Below are 22,645 nucleotides of genomic sequence, written 5' to 3'. Positions count from 1 at the left end.
CCTGGGGTGTACTTGTCATTCTGTCTTGTGCGGCGCAACCGCCGCCATACGCTCACCGGCAAAGCAATAACGGACCTTACTAATCGTAGAAATCACTCCGTCGAAAGGAGCCGTTACCGGAGTCCCTTCAAAGCTTCCAAGGTATTCGCCTGCTTTGCACCTCATTCCAGGTGTGGCTTCAGGCAGGAACAAGCCTGGATGCGGTGCGGCCATGGTAACGATTTTACCGTAAAAGGTTACCTCCTGGGGCTGCGTTTTCCCTTGCAGCACACCCAGGTAACGCAAATATCCGATTAAAGCTTCGCAGCATTGTTCCGCAGCCTCCACATCAATCATTCCGCCTGGCTGCCCTCCCGGCAGCTCGATGATCAGCGCCTTCTGCCCCACCTTGCAGGATTCGGTAAATAATTGTCCGGAAGTGCCGCCGGATTGGATAACGACGGGTATTCCAATCGCCTCTGCCAGTTCTCGCAGATCCGGGTACTCCTCATACTGGGCAAGCGTATAAGTCGAGCCTTCCACACCGCAGCAGTGAAGGTCAACGATATACTGAGCGTCACGTGTTTCCTGCCACAGCGCATTGGCCAATTGCATCGTCGGGCTGCCTTGTGCGCTTCCCGGGAAGCTCCGGTTCATGTCGAGACCGTCAAAGGGAGAACGGCGGGACCGGTTCCGGTAAGCGGCCGGGTTGCAAATAGGAATAAGCTTGATCCGTCCCAAGACGGTCTGCTCGCCCAATGCTTTACGCAAAAGAAAAGCCGTATGAATAGCTGTTTGCTCGTCTCCGTGGACACCGGCTGTAATCGCGACAGCAGGTCCATCACCCGTGCCGAATTCGTAAACAGAAAAACTGGTGACACTTGTTTGTTCAAAATGAACCTCTCTCATATGCAAATTCCTCCCAATATTTTGTAAAGTACCAGCCTTCAATTTCTTTCAGATTGGACCATTTCGGATTGTATCCTTCCAAATTCGCCGGGTAAGCCATCGTATCAGTCGACGCGTACAGGAACGTATACCCTTGATCCTCTGCAATCAGCGCATCGATCTTGGCCAGCAGCTCTTTCCGTTTATTGATGTCGAGTGCTCTCAAATCTTCCTCAATCAGCTTATCCACTTCCGGATTACTGTAGGAATGATGATTATTGCAGCCCACACAATTCGACGTGGAATGCCATGTGCCTTTCGGGTTCGGGTCACCGTTTCGGTTCCAGCCATATACAATCGCTTCGTATTTTTTGTCACGGACGGTTTGCGAGAAGGCGGAGCTCTCTACAAGTCGCGGTGTCACGGCAATACCGACTTTTTTCAACTGCTGTTGAACAACCGTGGCGATTTTCTCGCGGGTTATATTTCCTTGACTGACGAGCAGCTCGAAGGCGAAAGATTTGCCATCCTTGGTCAAAATCCCGTCGCTGCCTGGTTTCCAACCCGCTTCGGCCAGCATTTGCTTCGCCTTCGCTTCGTTGTAATTAAACTTCGGCAATTTATCGGAATAACTCCAGAATGGCGGAGGCGTCTGGCTGTGAATGATGATCCCCTGTCCTTCGATGACGTTGTCGATAATCCCTTGGCGGTCGATCGCCGTCGTGAGTGCCTGTCGGACTAATTTGTCTTTAAATAGCGGGTGAATGTTGTTCCAGGTGATCGATGTGTACGAGGTGGTGGCGATGCCTTCATTCAGCTTGATTTTGCCCGATTTCTTCGCGTACTCCTTGATTGTAGATAAATTTTCACCGGTTATGCTGCCAACGTTGATTTCGCCGGTTTGCAGCTGCGCCATCGCTACGTTCGAATTCGGGATCACCTTAATGGTGACTTTCTCGACCGATGGCTTGCCTTTGAAATATGTTTCGTTGCGCGTGAACGATAAATATTGTCCCTGCTTCCACTCCGTCAGCTTATACGGGCCGGAACCGATCGGCTGCTGCTTGAAAAACGGCGACTTTTCCAGCTCCTTGACCGGTACGTCTTTCAGCACATGCTGCGGCATAATCTGGTGGGTCAGCATCCCGTAATATCCGATGTAGGGCTCGGAGAACGTAAATTTCACTGTTGTTTCATCGATTTTGTCGACTTTTTGCAGTTTCTCGAAGGTGCTTTTACGCGAACCGACATAGTCCTTGTTAATCGGGATGTTATAGCTGAATACGACGTCGTCGGCCGTCAGCGGATGTCCGTCGGAAAACTTGATGTCTTTGCGCAGCTTGACCGTCAGTTCCTTGAAATCAGTGGAGGATTTCGGCATGCCTTCCGCCAAATCCGGTACAATATCTTGAAGGTCGGTTAAGCGGTACAGGCCGTTGAACACAAGCTCCTGAATCTCGCTGGATACTAACGAGGTAGTATAGAGCTTGATCCAGCCCTGATGCTCGCTGGTATAAGAGGTAATGACTTCGCCGCCGTCAACCTTTTCCTTTTTGGATGCGGCTGTGTTAGCGGTTGGAACCGACGGGGCTTTGGGAGATGAGCTGCTTCCTCCTCCTGTGCAGCCGGCCAACATTACGGTGGCCCCCATTACGATTGAAACGACGACGGCTGCCCAATTCCGATACGGTTTATTTGACATTATGCCTGTTCTCCTCCCTCATAGGTCCTGAATTTTATATAAAATGTACGGAATCTAATGCGTGCTTCGACTAAGCTGTGTTGATTCTATCTTGTCAAGAACAAACTCCGCTTGTATACGGCCGGCCATTTCTCCTCTCATCGTTCTAATGACCGGATTTGCATACGGCTTCAGATCATCCAACGGACCGCCGTTTCCAATCCCTAATTGCCGCAATACCTCGCTCATTACTGCATAGGCGGCGCGTGCGCCCCCGTCTTCTATTTTCAGAGCAATGCCCCACCCCAGATCGCGATCACCGATACAATACACCCCTTCCGCCCCTGACTTGCCAATAATTCGGCCTTTAAAAGCGCGCATCAGGTCCGTGCAGTATCGCTCGTTTCCCCCCACCATTTCCGGAAATGCGACCATAGCTTCAGCAATACGACGGACCGCCTGCTGCCGGAGGGGGTTATCCATGCAGCCGGGGGACGCCAGACGAGCATACCCCCATGCCATGTTGGCCAGCGGGATGCGATGAACGGGAACTCCGCAGCCGTCCACTCCGGTATAAATATTCTCTTGTGGGTAGCAGGTCATATCGGCTACCGCATCCATAATCCGCTGCTGCACCGGATGGTCGAGCAGATGATATGTTTCTACTTGCTCGCCCATGTGTGACGCTGTCGCCACCATGCCCGCATGCTTCCCGGAGCAATTGCTATAAATCGGAGTTAACTCGCGGCCTTCTCGAATCAATTGCTTGTAGCTGTCACTATCTCTTGGCACATGTGTTCCGCATACAAGCGTTTCTTCCCCTAGTCCCGCCCGGTTCAGGATGGATAACGCCCGGGATCGATGGCGTTCCTCTCCGCTGTGGGAGGCACAGCATAAAGATAAATCCGCCGGCTCGAAGTGAAACCGGTCCGCCGTTCCTGTCTCTACGACCGGAATCGCTTGAAACGGCTTCATCGCTGACCTGGCGAACGTAAGTCTATAAGGATCCCCATACGCGTACAGCAGACGCCCCTTTACATCTACAACAGCAATATGGCCTTGGTGAGAGCTTTCAACCGCGTCACCACGGTAAACATTGACAGCAACAGCCATCTATCCTTCACTCCTTCGGCAAATCATGTTAAACCGGTACACTTCAGTATTTAGCAATATCCTTGCCAATCTTTTTATTTTGAGAAAATTTTTTTGTGCTGAAAAGCAAAGACAGTTGGTTCAAAAAGGATATGGGATGCCGACCTGCAATGAAACAATGGGTTACATTTAAGTGATAAATAATGATGAATAGGGTCACCTTATAGCTCTTGCAGCTGAAGTTTTTTAAGGATATCTATTGCATCATGGTTGGTATGAAAATTGCATGTCAGTATGTAACAACATTTTCGAGAGAAGGAGCGGGAAACATTTGACAATGAAAACGGAAGACATTCACTCATTTCAAGCTTATCTGAACGTGGGGTCGGCCTATAGCCCGAAGATTGTACCAAACAAGAACCAGGTCACATTTATATCGAAAAAATCCGGGCTTCCCCAGCTATGGTGCTGGAATGCAGCAGAATCCCGCTGTGAGCAGTTCGTCGTTATGCCCGACTCCGTCTTGCATGTTAGCCATTCCCCGACCGGAGAAAAAACGATCGTCGGTATGGATTCGAAAGGAAATGAAAAACAGCAGCTTTATCTTGTCGATCATGCAACGCGATCGGTTGAACCATTGATGGTATCGCCAGATCACTTCCATCACTTAGGTGGCTGGTCCCCTTCCGGGACGAAAATTGCCTGGTCCAGCAATCGCAGAAACCCTGCATATTTCGATGTATTTGTGCAAGATGTAGAGACCAAGCAGACGGAGGTCGTTTACCGTTTCGATGGCCGATGCACCCCCGATCGGTGGTTGCCGGATGGCCGGAGCCTGGTGGTGAGATGCCTCGAAGGAAACAATTTGCAATCCTTGTACGTACTCGATTTGAGCACAGGCGGCATGACAAGGATCGGGTTTGAGACGTTAGGCCGCTACGAAAGCTTGCTAATGGAGAACAATGGAGGCTTGGGTTATCTGCTGTCCGACGCTTCGGAGAATACGATGGCATTATATCGATTTACGCCGGAAGGGGAACTGAATAAACTAATACACTCTCCTGATTGGGATATTGAGGAAGCCGAATTGTCACCGGACGAAACCCGGATTGCTTATACGGTTAACGAAGGCGGTATTTCTACCCTGCATGTTTACAATGTGTTGACCGGGGCATCCGAGGCGGCGACGAATATCCCTCGAGGGGTCATCGATTCGATTGCGTTGTTCAACGATACGATGTTGATTTTCGGGCTGAAGAGCCCCTTGCTTCCGGGAGAAATATTCGGCTATCATCTAGATACCAGCTCTTTGGAAAGACTTACTTACTTCAGTCAAACCGAAGGAACAAGTCCTCCATGGCGTGAGCCGGAATTGCGTACCTTCGCATCGTTCGACGGGCTGGAGGTCCCTTATTTTTATTACAAGCAGGAAGGAAAGAAGTCACCCGCAGTTGTGTACGTGCACGGCGGACCGGAATCGCAAGCGAAGTACGAATTTAATGCGGTCATTCAATATTTGTCTAGTCAAGGGTTTGCCGTCTTCATTCCGAACGTTCGGGGGAGCAAAGGATACGGTAATGAATATATGAATTTGGATAACGGCAGAAAACGAATGGATTCCGTCGCTGACCTGGCTTGGCTGGTCCAAGATATTGCCCGAATCGATTCCATTGACAGCGCAAAAATCGGAATCATCGGAAGAAGCTACGGCGGATTTATGGTGCTGGCCTCCTTAACGCACTACCCGGATTTATGGGCGGCAGGTGTTGACATCGTCGGCATTTCGCATTTTCAGACATTTCTGGAGAATACCGGGCCATGGCGAAGGAAATTAAGAGAGGTGGAATATGGCACGTTGGCGGATGACACCGACTTCTTTGAAGAGATTGCTCCTTTAAACCTGTCCCATCAAATCAAAACACCGCTGCTCATTTTCCACGGTAAGAATGATACGAGAGTGCCGGTCAGCGAAGCGGAGCAAATGTTTCGGGACATGACTGCTAGAGGACAGGACGTTGAACTGATTGTTTTTGAAGATGAAGGACATAAGACGGAGAAGCTTGAGAACCATATCCGGATGAACGAAAAAGTCTTTTCTTTTTTCCAACAGCATTTGAATCTTTGATGGGAACTAAGATGTCCTCCATTCAGATGAAAAACAAACACTCCTTGATTACGTTGATGTAAGCAAGGAGTGTTTGTTTTTTTGGGTATTCGGATCTTATGGTGGAATCAGACTTACAGCCACTCGTCAATTTTGCATAAACATACGTTATACGACAACATTAGTTATGTCGTTAACGGGCAGTAGAGCGTGGTGGATGTTAGGATTAGCGGAGTACATTTTTCGTTAAATATACAACGTACAAATTGGGTGTTGTAAGGTGGTGAAGTAACCCATTCGAAGCGTCCTCTAAAGTCATATATTGGGTATGAATATGACTTACAGGGAGGGGACGATTTATGGCAATTTTGGATACGGGTCCATTAGACAATCGAGATAACCCACGAACAACACAGCTCGCTATTCGCCTTTTAAATACTGGACGAACGCCTGCGATTGCAGGTATTGAGGTTTATCATGTTGATCCAACGAGTAATGGATTTAATAGTCAAACCCTTTATGCTGTCAATCTGGTATCACTAAATCCGTTCGGTACACCTGGTTCTGGTTTTACCGTCGACAACATCTTTGCAAACCTGGACGTGTTCGGTGTACGCGTGATTACCAGTGGGCTTGGGGCTAACGATATTGCCGCAACGGTTTTGGAAAGAGGATCTACTGGGCAAATCATCCATGAGCATGTGCTGGAAGGGGAACTTTCCCGAATAGAGGAGCTTCTATTTGCCTACGCAATTCAAGGTAATTCTACGGTTTCGGTGATTAACACGGGAACGAATACAGTCGTGGCTACGGTGACCTTGCCTGCCGGAAGTGGTTCTGTTGGAATCGCGATCACCCCCGACGGTTCACGCGCCTATGTTACAAATTTTAATAATAATACGGTTTCGGTGATTAACACGGGAACGAATACGGTCGCGGCAACGGTGATCTTACCTGCCGGAAGTGGTCCTAATTTAATCGCGATCACCCCCGACGGCTCACGCGCCTATGTTACAAATGTTAGTAATTCTACGGTTTCGGTGATTAATACGGGAACGAATACGGTCGTGGCTACGGTGACCTTACCTGCCGGAAGTCTTCCTGTTGGAATCGCGATCACCCCCGACGGCTCACTCGCCTATGTTGCAAATCAGGGTAATTCTACGGTTTCGGTGATTAACACGGGAACGAATACGGTCGTGGCAACGGTGCCCTTACCCGCCGGAAGTGGTCCTGTTGGAATCGCGATTACTCCCGACGGTTCACGCGCCTATGTTGTAAATTTTAATAATTCTACGATTTCGGTGATTAATACGGGAACGAATACGATCATGGCTACGGTGACCTTACCAGCAGGAAGTAATCCTTCTGAAATCGCGATCACCCCCGACGGTTCACGCGCCTATGTTGCAAATACGGGTAATTCTACGGTTTCGGTGATTAATACGGGAACGAATACGATCATGGCTACGGTGACCTTACCAGCAGGAAGTAATCCTATTGGAATCGCGATCACCCCCGACGGCTCACGTGCCTATGTTACAAATAATGGTAATTCCACGGTTTCGGTGATTAACACGGAAAATAATACTGTTGTTGCAACCTTACCTGTTGGGATGAGTCCTGGGGTCATCGCGATTACGCCGATTCTGTTATTTTAAGCTGGAAGCGCAGGTTTAATTTAATTAGAATCGATTTTAAGAACGGCACGTTCTGGTACGGCAAACGGTTCGGGGTAATACGGAGGCATTAAGTTGTCTGATAGGACGTTACGCGAAATGCGGTTTATGTGGCTGCATATTCCAGGTTGGAAAACGCCGACGATGTAGAAAATGTCGCGGATTATCTTATTTTTTCTATTTGTCCGACGACACAAACTAGGTACTTTAGGATCCCCGAAGATTGGGGATTTTTAATTTCAATGCGCATATGTTTATGTCGCGGCGTCAGGACACAATATGCGCATAATTGGACTCCAACATGGACGCATAATCCTAGGCAGGGAAGACTGCTCATTAGACTAACAGAGAACATTAGTTTAAGAAGAACAATTTAAAAAACCAAATAAACATGCATCATAATGAGTATTTATCCATATTCATAAATAAAAATTCTTGCTAGTCCACCACAAAATCCGAAGACCCGTTTTTTTATTGAGACAGCACCCGCAACCGGGAAGATAATATATGCATCTCTTCTCTATATTTCATGACGGTTCTGCGCGATATTTGCAAACCTTTTTGAGCCAACATGTCTGTAATCTGCTGATCGGATAGCGGCTTCGCTTTTTTTTCGCTGTCAATTAAGCTGCGAATTTGGGCTTTTATGCTTTTGGCGGATGCGGCTTCTCCGTTATATGTCAGCAGTCCGTTGGTAAAGAAAAATTTCAGTTCGAACATGCCGCGTGGCGTCAAGATAAACTTGTTCCGAATCGCCCGACTGACCGTGGATTCGTCGACATTCAATTTCATGGCGATCGTTTTCAAAATCATTGGCTTTAAGTATGAAATGCCCTTTTCGAGGAAAAGAAGCTGTTCTTGCAGAATCGCTTCGATCACTCTGAGGAGAGTCGCTTTTCTTTGCTCTAAACTATCGATCAACCAGTGAGCTTCGCGCAAGTTATGATGAATATAGGATTTCGCCTCTTTATTTTCGCTCCCTTTGACCAAATGCCGGTAATAATAACGGTTTACAGAAACTTTGGGCATACACATTTCATTGACGAGAACAACGTAGCGATCATGCTCTTTTTGTATGACGGCATCGGGAACGATATAATTAGGACGGTGGTTGTTGTACATAAGTCCCGGACGAGGCTTGAGGGTTCGAATGTATTCTAGCGATTGGACAACTTGTTCTTTGGCAATGTTCAGTCCATTCGCAATATGCTGCAGCTTGCCGCACGCCAATTCATTAAAATAGTCGGTAATGATCCGATACGCCCATGGATCGGAGTTAGGATCTCTTAAGATTTGGATACATAGGCATTCCTGCAGCGATCTCGCACCAACCCCGGCCGGGTCGAGCGATTGCAAGCTGGTAAGCGCATTCATTATTTCAGCCATCGGCTCGCGGAAATATTCGCTTACCTCCTCTAACGGCACTAGCAGGAAACCATCGTCATTTAAATTTCCGACTAAATATTTGGCGATTTTATACGTTTTTTCATTCAATTTGCTGGTCCTCAATTGGCTAAGAAGCGCAGCTTCCAGCGTCTCGGCTTCACCGCCGGCGAGTTCAACCATGTCGTACGGTAATGATTTTGCCGAATTAGCCTTTAAACCGCACTTTTTTCTTCGAGTATAAAATGTCTCATGATTTACTACAACGTCCAAGAAAGGATTTTCCAGCGCATGCTCCTGGATATAATGGGCTAAATCCGCCATAGACATTTGCAAAATGTTCATTGATTGGATGAGTTGTGGTGTAATATTCAATTTCATGTATTGACCCTGAGCCAGGGTATTTTGCAATTGCATATGTCCACCCACTTTGCATCATGTTTTAATTATGACATTTTCGAAGCTTAACACCATCTTAACAAAAAAATTGCCATCTGACTATCTTCCATTCCTTTGTAAAAGAGGCTCCGTAGCGTTGTCCACCCCTACGAGTCCGAGCATCGTCAAAAATATTCTCTGCACTCCGTAATGCGCGTCAGTCGGATCAAACCATTCATCCAGCGTATGCGCACCTCCGTTCGAACCGCCACCGCCTAAAGTAACTGCAGGGATTCCTAAACTGATGGGTACATTGGCATCTGTGCTGCTAGGTTGGCTCAAAAGCGGTTCGAAGCCTAGCGCCTCCGTCGATGCCAATGCGGCTTGAACAATGATTGCCTCGGAAGGCTGGGAACCCGCCGGGCGGTCTCCTACAATGGCAATATCCACTTGAATCGCATCGCTTTTCCAGCGCGTATTCTCTTCCACTGCCGCGTCTTTTACAATGGCGAACACCTGCTCCTCGATCTTCAGCAGCTCTTCCGGCGAAGTGGATCGCAAATCGATTAGCATAATGGCCTCTGCCGCTATCGTATTGACGGAAGTGCCTCCATTGATCGTACCGACGGTAAAGGTTGTTTTTGGAATCTCCGGGGGGCATAAATCGGATATTTTAGCAATCGCTCTGCCCAGAGCATGAATAGCGCTGGGAATGCCGAAGGCTCCGTAGCTATGGCCCCCCGGCCCTTTATAAGTAAATCTGTACCTTCGCGACCCCGTCGCCAAATAAATCGTACGGGACGGCTTGCCCGGTTCGATGGATATAAATCCGTCGATATCATGCCGCTCTCTAAATATCGCCTTAATTCCCCGTAAATCTCCCAAGCCTTCCTCTCCTACAACAGCACCGAACAAGATGTCTCCTTTGGTTTGTATATTCGCGAAATGGAACGCTCTGACAAGCGACAGGAGGGCGGCTAAGCCTCTGCCGTCATCCGTAATTCCGGGTCCGATGTATCTTCCGCCTTCCTTTCTCACCGACGTATCCGTACCTTCTGGAAAAACAGTATCCAGATGGGCGGAAATAAAAAGCTTGGGACCTTCCCCCGTCCCCGGCCGAATTCCGTATACATTCCCTTCGCGGTCCATTCGGGCATCCAATAAGCCAAGTGCTTCCAAACGTTTTTTAAAGTATTCCGCACGAACCTCTTCCTTAAAGGGAGGAGCCGGGATTTCAGTAATTTCAATTTGATCTGCCAAGGTTTGATCATTGTCTGATTGAATAAACTCCAGCCCTGAGTTTACATATGGATCCGCCAGAAGATGCTCAAACACTTTCTTCACATCGCCCGAGATAACATGAGCCGTTTCATTGGGCTGATTCATTTTTCAATACTCAATCGAATACCCTCCTTAAAATGATGTAACCCGTTGGAATTTTCCCCAAAACCCATGCAAATTTTAAAGAGGAGTGCACAATGCGACTCCTCCGCCCTTCATCTTAAACTAGAAAAGCTTTTCCAATTCGTCCACCAAGGAACCGACATATGCAACAGCGCTCCGAATCGGCTGCGGCTCCGACATATCGACACCCGCCAGCTTCATCAGCTCTAACGGCCGCAACGTACCACCGGCCTTCAGCACTTCCAGCCAACGATCGATCACAGGCTGCCCTTCCGTACGAATAAGGGAGGCAACAGCCGTTGAGACCGTCAAGCCGGCGGCGTACGTATACGGGTAAAGTCCCCTATAGTAGTGCGGCTGTCGCATCCACGTCAGGCTTGCCCCCGGATCCAGCACAACGGCATCGCCCCAAAAGTCTGAAAGCGCTTGTCCATTCAGTTCGAAAAGCTTTTGGGCGGTAAGCGGTTCATTTCTCTCGGCCGCCTCATACACTCTTCTCTGCATGTCGCCTTCAAGCAAATGGGTGACAAAATTGTGATAGTAAGTATTCATGAGCTGCATGATCACCCAGCGCTTCAAACGCAGATCGTCGGATTGATCCATAATATGCTGTGCCAATAGCAGCTCATTCATGGTCGAAGGCGCTTCGATGCAGAACATGGTAGGCCTGAAATTCGCAAGCCGCTGGTTGCGGCCGGCAAGCATCAGATGCCCGGCATGCCCTAATTCATGCGCCAGTGTAAATGCACTCCGCATATTGCCTGACCAAGTGATTAGAATGTAAGAATGGGCTCCGTATGGAGTGGAGCAAAACGCGCCGGTAGATTTCCCGATGTTGTCCGCATAGTCAACCCATCTTTCCGCCAGCGCTTGTTCCATGATTGCCGTATATTCCGGCCCCAAAATCTTTAAGGCGTCCACTACGGTCCGTCCGGCCTCTTCAAAAGAAATCGGCGGGCTGAAGTCCGGATCGAGAGGAGCCTTCAAATCGCAGAACATCATTTGATTAAGGCCTAATACCTGCTGCTTGAGCTGCGCAAACCGGCGCATATGAGGGGCCAGCTCCGTACGGATAATATCCAGTATGTTGAAGTATACCCGGGTGGTAACCTGTTGAGGCTGAAGCAGCATGTGAGTCACCGATTCATAACCTCGCAGTCGCGACAGCACCGTTTGCTTTTTCACTTCTGCAGCATAAATGGAAGCAAACGTATTCTTGTATGACCCTAGCGTCGTTGTAAACGATTGGTAGGCGGCGCGGCGAAGCACCGTGTCCGCTGACAGCGCGTAGTCCGTCTCATACAATGCAAATGACATAGGCCATGTTACGCCTTTACCGTCCTCCACAGGGGAAAATGACATATCCGCCAGCTTGCTTCGCTGATAAATCGTATACGGCGCCCCCAATACTTCTTCCAGCGATGCCAGAGCTGCTTCCGTTTCTGCCGACAGTCTGTGCGGTTTGGCTTCCAGCATATCCGTTAAGCTCTTCCGAAACACTTCCAAAGCCGGCTCTGCTTCCAGGTAGTTTTCGATCGTCCCGTCGGGCAAAGCCAGCAATTCCGATTGAATAAATGAGAGCGCTGCGCTCACTTTCGCTTGGAGATCCCCTGCTCTTACCGAATTTGCTTGATGAATCGGGTTCGTTCCGTCTTCGGAGAGCCTGAGTCGTGCATACGTCGCCGCAAGCTGAATCCGAATTTGAATGGCTTCCTCCGCTTCCAAGCAGGCAAGCAGTTTGTCCGCCCCTTCATCAAGCTTCCCCTCATATTGCGTAACGGAAGCAACCATCTCTTGTATACGTTGCAATTCCGTTTCCCATGCCTCTGCATTCGAATACAAATCATCAAGGTTCCATTGTTGTTCCAACATGACTTGGTCGCGCGGCTTTCTCTCTTTCATCGTTGTTTCTTCATCTCCTTAAAAGCGTTCAGATTGTTAACGCGAATCAAATGCGGTGCGCAGCCCGTCGCCGATAAAATTGAAGCACATGATCGTCAGAAAAATCATAAATCCCGGAATGAACGGGTACCACGGCGCTTTGGTCATGATGGTCAAGCTTTGCGCGGACTGCAGCAGGTTCCCCCAGCTCGCTGTCGGCGGCTGAATTCCAAGACCCAGAAAACTTAACGTCGATTCCGTCAAAATCATGCCCCCCACCTGCAACGTGGCGGACACGATCACCGGCGCCAAGGCGTTCGGTAAAATGTGCCGGAATATGATCCGGAAATCGGACATCCCGATCGTCCGGGCTGCATCCACGAATTCGCGGTTTTTCACCGACAGGATCTGGCCCCGCAACAGCCTTGCTTTAGACATCCATCCGAAGACGATCAGCACGGCGATAATATTCAGCAGGCTCGGCTTTAATATCGTGACGACGGTGATCAGGACAAATTTTTGCGGGAAGGAGAGCATAATGTCCGTAAACCGCATCAAAATCCCGTCGATTTTGCCGCCATAATAGCCGGCCGTCGCTCCGACAACAACTCCGATCAGCACATTAAACACGACTGCGAATATTCCTACGGATAAGGAACCCCGGGCTCCGTAGAGAACGCGGCTCAATAAATCCCGGCCCAGATCGTCGGTTCCGAACCAATGTTCCTTGCTCGGCGGCTTCAGCTTTTGGAGCAAATTTTGCTCCGCCGGATCGAACGGCGCGATCACCGGCGCCAGCAGCGCCAGCACAATAAGACCTCCTATAATGAACAAGCTGATCAGCGCCAGCCTGTTGCGCTTGAATCGTTCCCACGCCCGGTTTTGAGACGCGGCCGCAGGCAATCCTTTGTTGGCAGTAACAGCTACATTCATCGGCTCACCCCTATACTCCCTTTTGGCTAAAGCTCACCCGTGGATCCAATACGGCGTAAAGCAGGTCAGCCAGCAGATTACCGAACACATGCAGAAAAGCTCCGATCGTCGTAATCCCGAAAATGACCGGATAGTCCCGCTGAAAGGCCGCTTCGATAAATAGCCGCCCCATGCCGGGTATGCTGAAGATCGATTCCGTAATTAAAGCTCCAGCGAAAAACGTCGGAAGCGACAAGCCTAGCAAGGTGGCCAGCGGGATCAACGCGTTTCTGAGACCATGCAGCATAAGCACCCGCCCGTTCAGCAGCCCTTTGGCTCTTGCCGTCCGCACGTAATCCTGGTTGATGACCTCGAGCATGCTGGAACGAACATATCTGAGCCAATAGGCGATTTCGTGCGACGCTAACGCGCACACCGGCATGATGAGGTGAAGGATACGATCCGATAGACTGAAGGGCGCGTTAATCGTCATCAAGCCTCCTGACGGCAGCCACCCCAGTTTGACGGAGAAAAACATGATGAGCAAGAGCCCAAACCAAAAGACGGGAGTGGAAGTCCCCACAAACGTGATCGCCGAAACGATCTGATCCAGCCGGGAGTGCGCCTTCACCGCGCACAGGACGCCAAGTGGAACCGCGATGACGATCGCCACGAGGAACGCTGACAACGTGAGCAGAAGCGTATACGGCAGCCGGCTCAATATGATCTCGATTACCGGTTCATGCTTGATAAACGAGGTGCCGAAGTCCCCCCGCACCATGCCGCTAAGCCACTGCCAGTATTGTATATAGAGCGGTTGATCCAATCCGTACGCTTGCATCATATTTTCCCGATCGGCCGCCGTGATGGACGGATCGTCCAGCAGATGCGACAGAGGGCTGCCCGGCGCCATATGGATGATTAAAAATGAAATCATCGTGATGCCCAGCAATATAGGGACGGCGTTCAGAATACGCCTCAGCGCGTAGTTACCCATCGGTAGTCACTACTTTCATTGTTTTGTAAAGTACCAGCCTTCAATTTCTTTCAGGTTGGACCATTTCGGATTGTATCCTTCCAAATTCGCCGGAAATGCCATCGTAGCGGTTGTCGCAAACAGGAACGTGTACCCTTGATCCTCTGCAATCAGCGCGTCGATTTTGGCGAGCAGCTCTTTGCGTTTGTTGATGTCGAGTGTTTTCAAATCTTCATCGATCAGCTTATCGACATCCGGATTGCTGTAGGAATGGGAGTTGTTGCAGCCCGTACAGTTCGAAGTGGAGTGCCAGGTGCCCTTCGGGTTAGGGTCGCCGCTGCGGTTCCAGCCATAAATCGTCGCATCGTATTTTTTGTCGCGTACGGTTTGCGAGTAGGCGGAGCTCTCCACAAGGCGCGGTGTCACGGCTATGCCGACTTTTTTCAATTGCGCTGTACGACGGTGGCGATTTTCTCACGCGCTTTGTTCCCTTGGCTAACGAGCAGCTCAAAAGCAAATTGCATGCCGTCTTTGACCAGCACCCCGTCGCTGCCTGGCTTCCAGCCCGCTTCAACCAGCATTTGCTTAGCTTTGGCTTCGTTATAATTGAATTTTGGCACTTTATCGGTATAATTCCAGAATGGCGGAGGCGTCTGGCTGTGAATGATGACCCCTTGTCCTTCGATGACGTTGTCGATGATCCCTTGGCGGTCAATCGCCGTCGTGAGTGCCTGTCGTACTAATTTGTCCTTGAATAACGGGTGAATGTTGTTCCAGCCTATATAGGTGTATGAGGTAGTTGCGATGCCTTCATGAAGCTTGATTTTGCCCGATTTCTTCGCGTAATCCTTGACCACCGCCAAGTTCTCGCCATCCACACTGCCGGCGTTGATTTCGCCGGTTTGCAGCTGCGCCATCGCTACGTTCGAATTCGGGATCACCTTAATGGTGACTTTCTCGACCGATGGCTTGCCTTTGAAATATGTTTCGTTGCGTGTAAACGATAAATATTGTCCCTGCTTCCACTCCGTCAGCTTATACGGGCCGGAACCGATCGGCTGCTGCTTGAAAAACGGCGACTTTTCCAGCTCCTTGACCGGTACGTCTTTCAGCACATGCTGCGGCATAATCTGGTGGGTCAGCATCCCGTAATATCCGATGTAGGGCTCGGAGAACGTAAATTTCACTGTTGTTTCATCGATTTTGTCGACTTTTTGCAGTTTCTCGAAGGTGCTTTTACGCGAACCGACATAGTCCTTGCTAATCGGGATGTTATAGCTGAATACGACGTCGTCGGCCGTCAGCAGATGTCCGTCGGAGAACTTGATGTCTTTGCGAAGCTTGACCGTCAGTTCCTTGAAATCAGATGAGGATTTCGGCATGTCTTCCGCCAAATCTGGCACAATATCCTGAAGATCGGTTAAGCGGTACAGACCGTTGAACACAAGCTCCTGAATTTCGCTGGATACTAATGTAGTCGTATAGAGCTTGATCCAGCCCTGATGCTCGGTCAAGTTAAAGGTAATGATTTCGCCGCCGTCGACTTTTTCCTTCTTAGAGGCGGTAGTGCCTGCGGGTGATTTCGACGGGTCTTTGGAGGCGGCCTTGCCGTCAGTACCCGCCGCCTCTCCTGTACAGCCGGATAAGACGACGGCAGCGCCCATTACAATAGCAAGTAAGGCGGAACCTAATTTCCGGTACGGTTTGTTCGGCATTAGATTGTTCACCCTCCATATTTCATGGATTTTATATGAAATGGCACGAGGCATGATGCCCCGGCCCGACTTCCTTGAAGGCAGGCGGCTCGGACGCGCAGCGGTCGACGGCGTGCGGGCAGCGGGGGTGAAACGGACAGCCCGACGGCGGATGCGCCGCATTCGGAACTTCGCCGCGCAGCACGATTCGCTCTTGCTTGAAATCAACGTCAGGCTCCGGCACCGACGACAGCAGCGCCTGGGTATACGGATGCTTCGGCTGCTCGAACAGCTGGTTTCTGCTAGCCGTCTCTACGATACGTCCTAAGTACATCACAGCCACGCGATCTGAAATGTTGCGCACAACGCTTAAGTTATGGGAGATGAATACGTAGGACATGTTCGATTCTTGCTGCAAATCACCGAGCAGATTGACGATTTGCGCCTGAATGGACACATCCAAAGCCGATACGGCTTCGTCGGCTACGATCAGCTTCGGTCTTAAGGAGATCGCCCGGGCGATGGCGATTCGCTGCCGCTGTCCTCCGGAAAACTCGTGCGGATACAATCGGAGTGCAAGTCGGCTCAGCCCTACTTTTTCCAGCAGCTCCTCCGTTCGCTGCATTGCCTCTGCACGCTTCATTCCTTCCTGAACGATCATCGGTTCGGCAATGGCTTCCCCAACTGACATCCGAGGGTTCAGCGAAGCGAACGGATCTTGAAACACACACTGCAGGTTTTTCCGAAAAGGTCGAAGCTCTCGTTGATTCATCGCTCCGATCGCAACGCCGTTAAAGAGGATTTCGCCTGCGGTTGGATCCAGCAGCCGCAAAATCAGCCGTCCCACCGTCGACTTCCCGCAGCCTGACTCACCGACGATGCCCAGCGTTTCGCCTTCATGCACGTTGAAGTTCACATCGTCTACTGCCTTGACGGAGCCTTTTTTGAAGCTTTGTCCCACCGGAAAATACTTTTTGAGTCCTTTTACTTCCAGAAGCGGAGTAGTCAAGCGGTTTATCCCCCTTTGCTAGCTAGACAAGCGTGCACCGGACTTGGTGGCCTGGGTGGATCTCCCGAAGCTCCGGCGCTTTCTCGCGGCATACCGCCGCTGCCTTCGGGCAGCGATCAGCGAACCGGCACCCGTCCGGGTAAGCTCCCGCAGCAGGGACCGTACCCGGAATCGGGAGCAGTTTCTCAATGGCTCCATGCATTCGGGGCGTCGAATTCAGCAGCCCCTTCGTATACGGGTGCAGCGGCGATGTAAACAAGGTTCGGACATCGGCCGTCTCCACCATCTGTCCGGCATACATGACGATCACCCGGGTCGCCATTTCGGCCACCACCCCAAGGTCGTGCGTAATAAACAGCACGGACATGTCGGATTCGTTCAGCAGCTGCCGGATCAGATCGAGCACCTGGGCTTGGATCGTCACATCCAGCGCAGTCGTCGGCTCGTCGGCAATCAGCAGCTCCGGCTTGCAGCACATGGCCATCGCCAGCATGATTCGCTGCCGCATCCCGCCGGACAGCCGGTGGGGAAATTCTTTCCGGATTCTCGCCGGCTCGGGAAACCCGACCCGCCGCAGCCAGTCGTCCGCAATGGCGACCGCCTCCGCTTTAGAAACGTTCAAATGACGAAGGATCGATTCGATCAGCTGCAGACCGATCGTCAGCACCGGGTTCAGCGAGGTCATCGGCTCCTGAAAGATCATCGCAATTTGGCGTCCGCGGATTTGCGACATGTCGCGGTCATGGAGCCCAACCAAATTGCGCCCGCGAAATCGAATTTCTCCTTCGGCGATGGCTCCCGTTTTGGGCAGCAGCTGCATAATCGACAGCGAAGTCATGCTCTTGCCGCAGCCCGATTCGCCAACCAGCGCCACCACTTCCTTCGGCCCAATCTCGAAATTGATGACGTCGATAATGGTTTTTTCGGTCTGCTTGTCTCGAATCACCGTTTTCAGGTCTTTTACTTCCAAGATCGCTTCAGACATGGGCTCACCTTCACTTTAGTCCAATAATTTGAAATAGTTACTTGCAATATCCATGCCAATGTTAATCCAGTGGTTTAAATCTTTGTATTCCATATATTTCCGCTCATCTAAACATTCACTGCAGTAACCTATTGTAATAAATAGGGTTGATTAATTGATTTTCTGGGTAACCCAAAATAAAGAGAGGAAGGTTGATGTAAAAAGCTATAAGTTACGAAAACTCATAACTTCTTATCAAATAAATAAACCCGTTCATTTTTTAAAAATGAACAGGTCAATTGTTTTTTAATATGGAGGAGAAGGGATTTTAAAAGATATTACTCTGTTGTTTCTTCGTCTTGTTCTTCTTCAGCTTCTTCTTCTGAAGCTTCCGATTCTTCCGATTCTTCGGATACTTCTTCTTCTGATTCTTCTTCGGTTTCTTCTACTGCTTCATTTTCAGTTACTTCTTCAACCGTCTCATCATCAGACAACAATTCTTCTTTTTCAAAATCTGCCATTCTAATCCCTCCCATTTCACTCAGGTTCAACCCAAGTGTACTAAAATTATATTGGGTGAATGAATGGTTAGAACGAAATCATTTTATATTTATTGTAAATTTTACTTTCTAATTTTTGCACAATGTTCATCTCTTATTCCAGGTATCCTTCAACGGTACGATGCGGTTAAATACATGCCGGCCGCCGGTAGTGAACTTCTTGTCTACGCAAAAATAGCCATGACGCAAGAATTGGAATTTTTGTTCCGGGCGGGCATGTTCAACAATAGGTTCCATCAAAACATCCTTTAAGATTACGAGCGAGTCCGGATTGATCGTATCGGTCCAATCCCCGCTGTCCTCCTTCGGAATGTTCGGCTCAAGCAGCAGCTTCTCGTATAGATGAACGTCTGCTTTTACGGCGTGTTCTGCTGAGACCCAATGAATCGTCCCCTTCACCTTACGCCCGGTAAACCCGGTGCCGCTCTTAGTGAGCGGGTCGTAGGTACAGCGAAGCTCCGTAATCTCACCTGTTTCCCGGTTCTTGATCACTTCCTCGCACCTGATGAAATACGCCCCCTTCAGCCTTACCTCGGCATTCAGACTCAGCCGGTGAAAGCCCTTGGGCGGCTGCTCCATAAAATCGTCCCGCTCGATATAAATCGTTTTGGAAAATGGAACTTCTCTTTTCCCCAATGAGTCGTTTTCGCTGTTGTTTTCAATCATTAACAGCTCCACGTCATTCTCCGGGTAGTTGGTAATGACGACCTTTAAAGGCTGCAAAACGGCCATGACGCTAATCGTTTTTTCCTTCAGATCCTGCCTGAGGCAATGATCCAAGAGCGAGATGTCAACTGAACTCTGGGTTCTGATGCTCCCGATCTCTTCAATAAAGCTGCGTATGCTTTCCGGCGTAAAGCCTCTTCTTCTTAAACCTCGGAGCGTGGGAAGCCTAGGATCATCCCAGCCGTCTACGTAGCCCCCTTCTACCAGCTGCCTCAAAAACCGTTTGCTTGTCACAACACCCGTTAAACTCAGCCGGCCGAACTCCCTTTGCCGCGGAGGCTCATGGCTATCAAGCTCCTTCAAGACCCATTCGTACAAGGGTCGATGGTCTTTGAATTCGATTGAGCATAAGGAGTAGGTGATGCCCTCAATCGCATCTTGAATGGGATGAGCAAAATCATACATCGGATAGATGCACCAGTCATTTCCCGTCCTGTAATGCTCTGCATAGATAATTCGATAAATGACAGGATCACGCAGATTTACATTGGGCGAGCCCATATCGATTTTGGCGCGAACAACCTTGGAGGAGGCTGGGTAGCGGCCATTTTTCATTTTTGCAAAAAGCTCCAGATTCTCCTCGACTGATCGGTTTCGATAAGGGCTGTTCCTGCCTGGCTCCGTCAAAGTCCCCCGATACTCCGTTACTTCCTCCGGCGTCAAATCACAGACATAGGCCTTCCCCAGCTTGATCAAGGTGACTGCGGCGTTATAGATTTCGTCCGAATAATCCGAGCCGAAGTAGATGTGATTTCCTGGATCATAGCCGAGCCACTTGATATCCTCGATAATCGCGTTCACATACTCGATATTCTCCTTAAGCGGATTCGTATCGTCAAAACGTAAATGAAACGTTCCGTTAAACCTTTGCGCCATCGTATAATTCGTGTGTATAGCGTAGGCGCTTCCGATATGAAGATAGCCGTTAGGCTCGGGAGGAAATCGCGTGCACATCTCCCTGCTAAATCCTCTCTCCTCAAGCTCCTCACTAATCAGCCTAAATAAAAAATGTTCGGTTTGATGCTCTTTTTCGTTAACCAAGGTCGACTCCTCCTAATGAACTTGATAAGTGGTATTCGGAACAAAAAAAATTTCACCTCCAAGACCTCTTGTCTTGGGGACGAAATTTTCGCGGTACCACCCCAGCTTCATTAATATGTCGCCATATTAACCTCTTCAAGTACGGCATTGCAGGCAATGCTTATACCCTAGCTCTATAACGGGAGCTCCCGTCACGCCATCCCCGCCCACGGTTCCGACATGCTGCTCAGAGGCTTGGTTCGAGGAAAAGCTCTTTGCTCCTTTTCAGCTGCCGGAGCTCTCTGTACAAGAACGTTTTACCCTACTCTTCTCATCATCGCGTTTTAATATTGCTACTATGATAACAAATCATTCCCTTTTTTGTAAACAACTATACTTTGACAAAGGCTCCATAATGAAGCTACAAAGATGGCGGCATGGTCCGAAAGGATTTTCAGCTAAATTTAAGTTTGGGTTCACAGTTTATTAATTAAAGACTCCTATACTTGGTTTATGTGAACAAGAACACAAGGAGGAAATGTTCCAATGGGGTAGCTGCAAAAACAAGCAAAGAACAGCTGAATATCATATACATCGTTCGTGCTCTAGCCATTCTCGGCGTCATTTTTGTCCATATTACTTCGATTCCCATCGGAGAAATTGTAGATAAAAGCTCTTCCATGTTCTTTTATTTTAATTTTTTAAACGTTTTTAACAAATTCGGAACGCCGACATTTATTTTCTTAAGCGCCCTTGTCCTGTTTTACAGTTATTATGATCGGCCTTTGGATGGAAAAATAATCGTTCGCTTCTATCAGCGTCGATTCCTGTATATTTTAACGCCCTATCTCATATTCTCTGTTTTTTACTACGTTATCCAGACTTATTACTCGTTCGGAGAAACGTGGGCGCAGTTTTTTCAGCATGCTTCCTTGACCGATTTTTTTGAAAAGGTTCTTTACGGCAATACATTTTACCATCTTTATTTTGTGTTCATCAACGCACAGCTGTACATCCTGTTTCCTGCTCTATTGTGGTTCCTACAACGAAACCCTCGTGTAACAAAGCATCTGATCTGGAGCGGGTTTGTATTGCAATGGGCCTTTGTCCTTTATAACCATTTCTTTTTGCAATACGCGGATAAAGGGCAGCTGGCCATCAGTTTTATTTCTTATTACTTTATGGGCGCATTCTGGGGTATCTATTATCATTCGTTAAAAGATTGGATTACCGTTACGTGGAGCAAGCTTTTTTCAAAAAAAGCGTTGCTCTGGATACCTCTTTGGACTGTATGGATCGTTTCAAGCTTCGGAGATGTGAACCTCTGGTATCAAACCCGTGTGAATGATTTCAGCGCAAATTCGTTAATATACGAGTGCTACTGGTTCATTCATACATATACTTCTCCGCTGATTTTGCTTCAATTATCGAGCTTGTTGTACCGAAAGCTAAATACCAAACTCATCAATACGATCATTAACCTTGGCGTGGCTTCTTTCGGAATTTACATTATACATGCTGCAGTTCTCTTTTATTACTTCCGTTTACCGGTCAGCTATACTCCAGCTACTTACTATTTATACGTTGCCGTAGGTTATGCCGTTACCCTTCTCTTATCGTGGGTTATTGTTGAACTGTCGCATAAATATGTAAAATATTCGTGGATGCTTTTCGGGTCTAAACCTAAAACATTACCTTACATTGAAACAAAGAAAATCCATCTTAGACGTAAGCCGGTTTAAAGAATCGAACATTCCGCATGCATAAACAAACGAAATAGTCTTCCCCTATTTATGAATCGGCCCTCTCGCAAAGGATGACGAGCAAGGGCCGCTTTTTTATTTAACTCTCATAAGTTATTCCGGCGACAATCGTCTTCGTTCCAGGTCGCGAATTGGGTCCCCATAAAATCAAGGTACAGGCGTTAATGCAGTAATTTGTTCTGTTTCGCTGCCGAGTACTCGCCCAGCAAAAATAAGGTTTCCAAGTGTATCTGTCGAGAATATGTTAGCTGTAGCATGTCCACCTGTTCCATCAGTTGCAGTTGCATCAGCTTGTAATTCAAAAGCTTGAGCGCCAGCAATGCTAAAGGTCTTATTAATATTAGCAAGCGGGGGTATCGAAAAAAGTTCATGCACAATAGGTGTTTTTGCAATCCCGCTTCCATTAATAATGAACACTTCAAGATCAAATATAACGGTTAGTACTTCACTATCATTGGTTATAACCAAATCTATTGTGGCAGCCAAGCCATTATTTAGTATAGGTCCAGTTGTTCTTGGCATAATAACTCACCTCCAGTAACTTTAATATGA

18 protein-coding genes and 1 other annotated feature are annotated in these 22,645 nt (G+C 48.7%); of the genes, 3 read left to right on the top strand and 15 right to left on the bottom strand.

Annotated elements, in window-relative coordinates; translation table 11 throughout:
* Nucleotides 1–15 precede the first annotated feature (15 nt).
* The 3 genes from O9H85_RS23025 to O9H85_RS23015 are packed head-to-tail and all read right to left on the bottom strand — an operon-like array spanning nt 16 to nt 3,661.
* Nucleotides 16–888 (bottom strand): succinylglutamate desuccinylase/aspartoacylase family protein, encoded by an 873-nt coding sequence (locus tag O9H85_RS23025; protein WP_269883768.1) that lies wholly within the window; start codon nt 886–888, stop codon nt 16–18.
* Nucleotides 869–2,569: a peptide-binding protein gene (locus O9H85_RS23020; RefSeq protein WP_269883767.1), complete on the bottom strand. Its 1,701-nt coding sequence runs from the start codon at nt 2,567–2,569 to the stop codon at nt 869–871. Before O9H85_RS23020 ends, O9H85_RS23025 begins: the two co-directional genes overlap by 20 nt.
* Before the next feature lie 54 nt (nt 2,570–2,623).
* Complete coding sequence (locus O9H85_RS23015) at nt 2,624–3,661, bottom strand: asparaginase (protein ID WP_269883766.1); 1,038 nt, start codon at nt 3,659–3,661, stop codon at nt 2,624–2,626.
* Nucleotides 3,662–3,977: 316 nt separating this feature from the next.
* On the opposite strand from O9H85_RS23015, the gene O9H85_RS23010 reads away from it, so the two are divergent.
* Together O9H85_RS23010 and O9H85_RS23005 are read left to right on the top strand one after the other, a co-directional pair.
* Nucleotides 3,978–5,765: a S9 family peptidase gene (locus tag O9H85_RS23010; RefSeq protein ID WP_269883859.1), complete on the top strand. Its 1,788-nt coding sequence runs from the start codon at nt 3,978–3,980 to the stop codon at nt 5,763–5,765.
* Between the two features lie 338 nt (nt 5,766–6,103).
* Entirely contained in the window at nt 6,104–7,405 is a 1,302-nt protein-coding gene (locus O9H85_RS23005) for a YncE family protein (RefSeq protein ID WP_269883765.1), read from the top strand.
* 489 nt (nt 7,406–7,894) lie between these two features.
* On the opposite strand, the gene rpoN is transcribed toward O9H85_RS23005, so the two are convergent.
* The 11 genes from rpoN to O9H85_RS22950 all read right to left on the bottom strand — a co-directional run bounded on the left by rpoN (nt 7,895) and on the right by O9H85_RS22950 (nt 20,351).
* On the bottom strand, nt 7,895–9,223 hold the full coding sequence (rpoN, locus tag O9H85_RS23000; protein ID WP_269883764.1) for an RNA polymerase factor sigma-54: 1,329 nt from the start codon (nt 9,221–9,223) through the stop codon (nt 7,895–7,897).
* Nucleotides 9,224–9,304: 81 nt separating this feature from the next.
* Entirely contained in the window at nt 9,305–10,570 is a 1,266-nt protein-coding gene (locus O9H85_RS22995) for a M20/M25/M40 family metallo-hydrolase (RefSeq protein ID WP_269883763.1), read from the bottom strand.
* A 120-nt stretch (nt 10,571–10,690) separates the two neighbouring features.
* On the bottom strand, nt 10,691–12,490 hold the full coding sequence (pepF, locus tag O9H85_RS22990) for an oligoendopeptidase F (protein ID WP_269883761.1): 1,800 nt from the start codon (nt 12,488–12,490) through the stop codon (nt 10,691–10,693).
* Nucleotides 12,491–12,526: 36 nt separating this feature from the next.
* A complete protein-coding gene (opp4C, locus tag O9H85_RS22985; protein WP_269883760.1) occupies nt 12,527–13,402 on the bottom strand; it encodes an oligopeptide ABC transporter permease in 876 nt (291 codons plus the stop codon).
* 10 nt (nt 13,403–13,412) lie between these two features.
* The gene (locus tag O9H85_RS22980; RefSeq protein ID WP_269883759.1) at nt 13,413–14,378 is read right to left on the bottom strand and encodes an ABC transporter permease; all 966 of its coding nucleotides are present in this window, start codon (nt 14,376–14,378) and stop codon (nt 13,413–13,415) included.
* Nucleotides 14,379–14,393: 15 nt separating this feature from the next.
* On the bottom strand, nt 14,394–14,783 hold the full coding sequence (locus O9H85_RS22975; protein WP_269883758.1) for a periplasmic substrate-binding domain-containing protein: 390 nt from the start codon (nt 14,781–14,783) through the stop codon (nt 14,394–14,396).
* Between the two features lie 17 nt (nt 14,784–14,800).
* A complete protein-coding gene (locus O9H85_RS22970; RefSeq protein ID WP_269883757.1) occupies nt 14,801–16,072 on the bottom strand; it encodes an ABC transporter substrate-binding protein in 1,272 nt (423 codons plus the stop codon).
* A gap of 31 nt (nt 16,073–16,103) precedes the next feature.
* Entirely contained in the window at nt 16,104–17,060 is a 957-nt protein-coding gene (locus tag O9H85_RS22965) for an ABC transporter ATP-binding protein (RefSeq protein ID WP_269883756.1), read from the bottom strand.
* A 22-nt stretch (nt 17,061–17,082) separates the two neighbouring features.
* Nucleotides 17,083–18,045 carry an ABC transporter ATP-binding protein gene (locus O9H85_RS22960; protein ID WP_269883755.1) on the bottom strand — a complete coding sequence of 321 codons (963 nt, stop codon included), beginning with the start codon at nt 18,043–18,045 and terminating at the stop codon, nt 17,083–17,085.
* A gap of 317 nt (nt 18,046–18,362) precedes the next feature.
* On the bottom strand, nt 18,363–18,545 hold the full coding sequence (locus O9H85_RS22955; protein ID WP_269883754.1) for a hypothetical protein: 183 nt from the start codon (nt 18,543–18,545) through the stop codon (nt 18,363–18,365).
* Between the two features lie 126 nt (nt 18,546–18,671).
* Nucleotides 18,672–20,351 carry a glutamine--tRNA ligase/YqeY domain fusion protein gene (locus O9H85_RS22950; RefSeq protein WP_269883753.1) on the bottom strand — a complete coding sequence of 560 codons (1,680 nt, stop codon included), beginning with the start codon at nt 20,349–20,351 and terminating at the stop codon, nt 18,672–18,674.
* A 72-nt stretch (nt 20,352–20,423) separates the two neighbouring features.
* Nucleotides 20,424–20,677: a binding site (T-box leader), on the bottom strand.
* A gap of 168 nt (nt 20,678–20,845) precedes the next feature.
* Here O9H85_RS22950 and O9H85_RS22945 point away from each other — a divergent pair.
* Nucleotides 20,846–22,072, top strand: a complete 1,227-nt coding sequence (locus tag O9H85_RS22945; RefSeq protein ID WP_269883858.1) for an acyltransferase — start codon at nt 20,846–20,848, stop codon at nt 22,070–22,072.
* Nucleotides 22,073–22,240: 168 nt separating this feature from the next.
* Here O9H85_RS22945 and O9H85_RS22940 read toward each other — a convergent pair whose 3' ends face one another.
* A complete protein-coding gene (locus O9H85_RS22940; RefSeq protein WP_269883752.1) occupies nt 22,241–22,615 on the bottom strand; it encodes a hypothetical protein in 375 nt (124 codons plus the stop codon).
* Nucleotides 22,616–22,645 lie beyond the last annotated feature (30 nt).

Origin of the sequence: Paenibacillus gyeongsangnamensis, from assembly GCF_027533625.1 — a bacterium.
GTDB classification, from domain to species: domain Bacteria; phylum Bacillota; class Bacilli; order Paenibacillales; family NBRC-103111; genus Paenibacillus_G; species Paenibacillus_G gyeongsangnamensis.
Note: the sequence above shows the minus strand (reverse complement) of the source record. Positions and strands in the feature narration are given on the sequence as shown.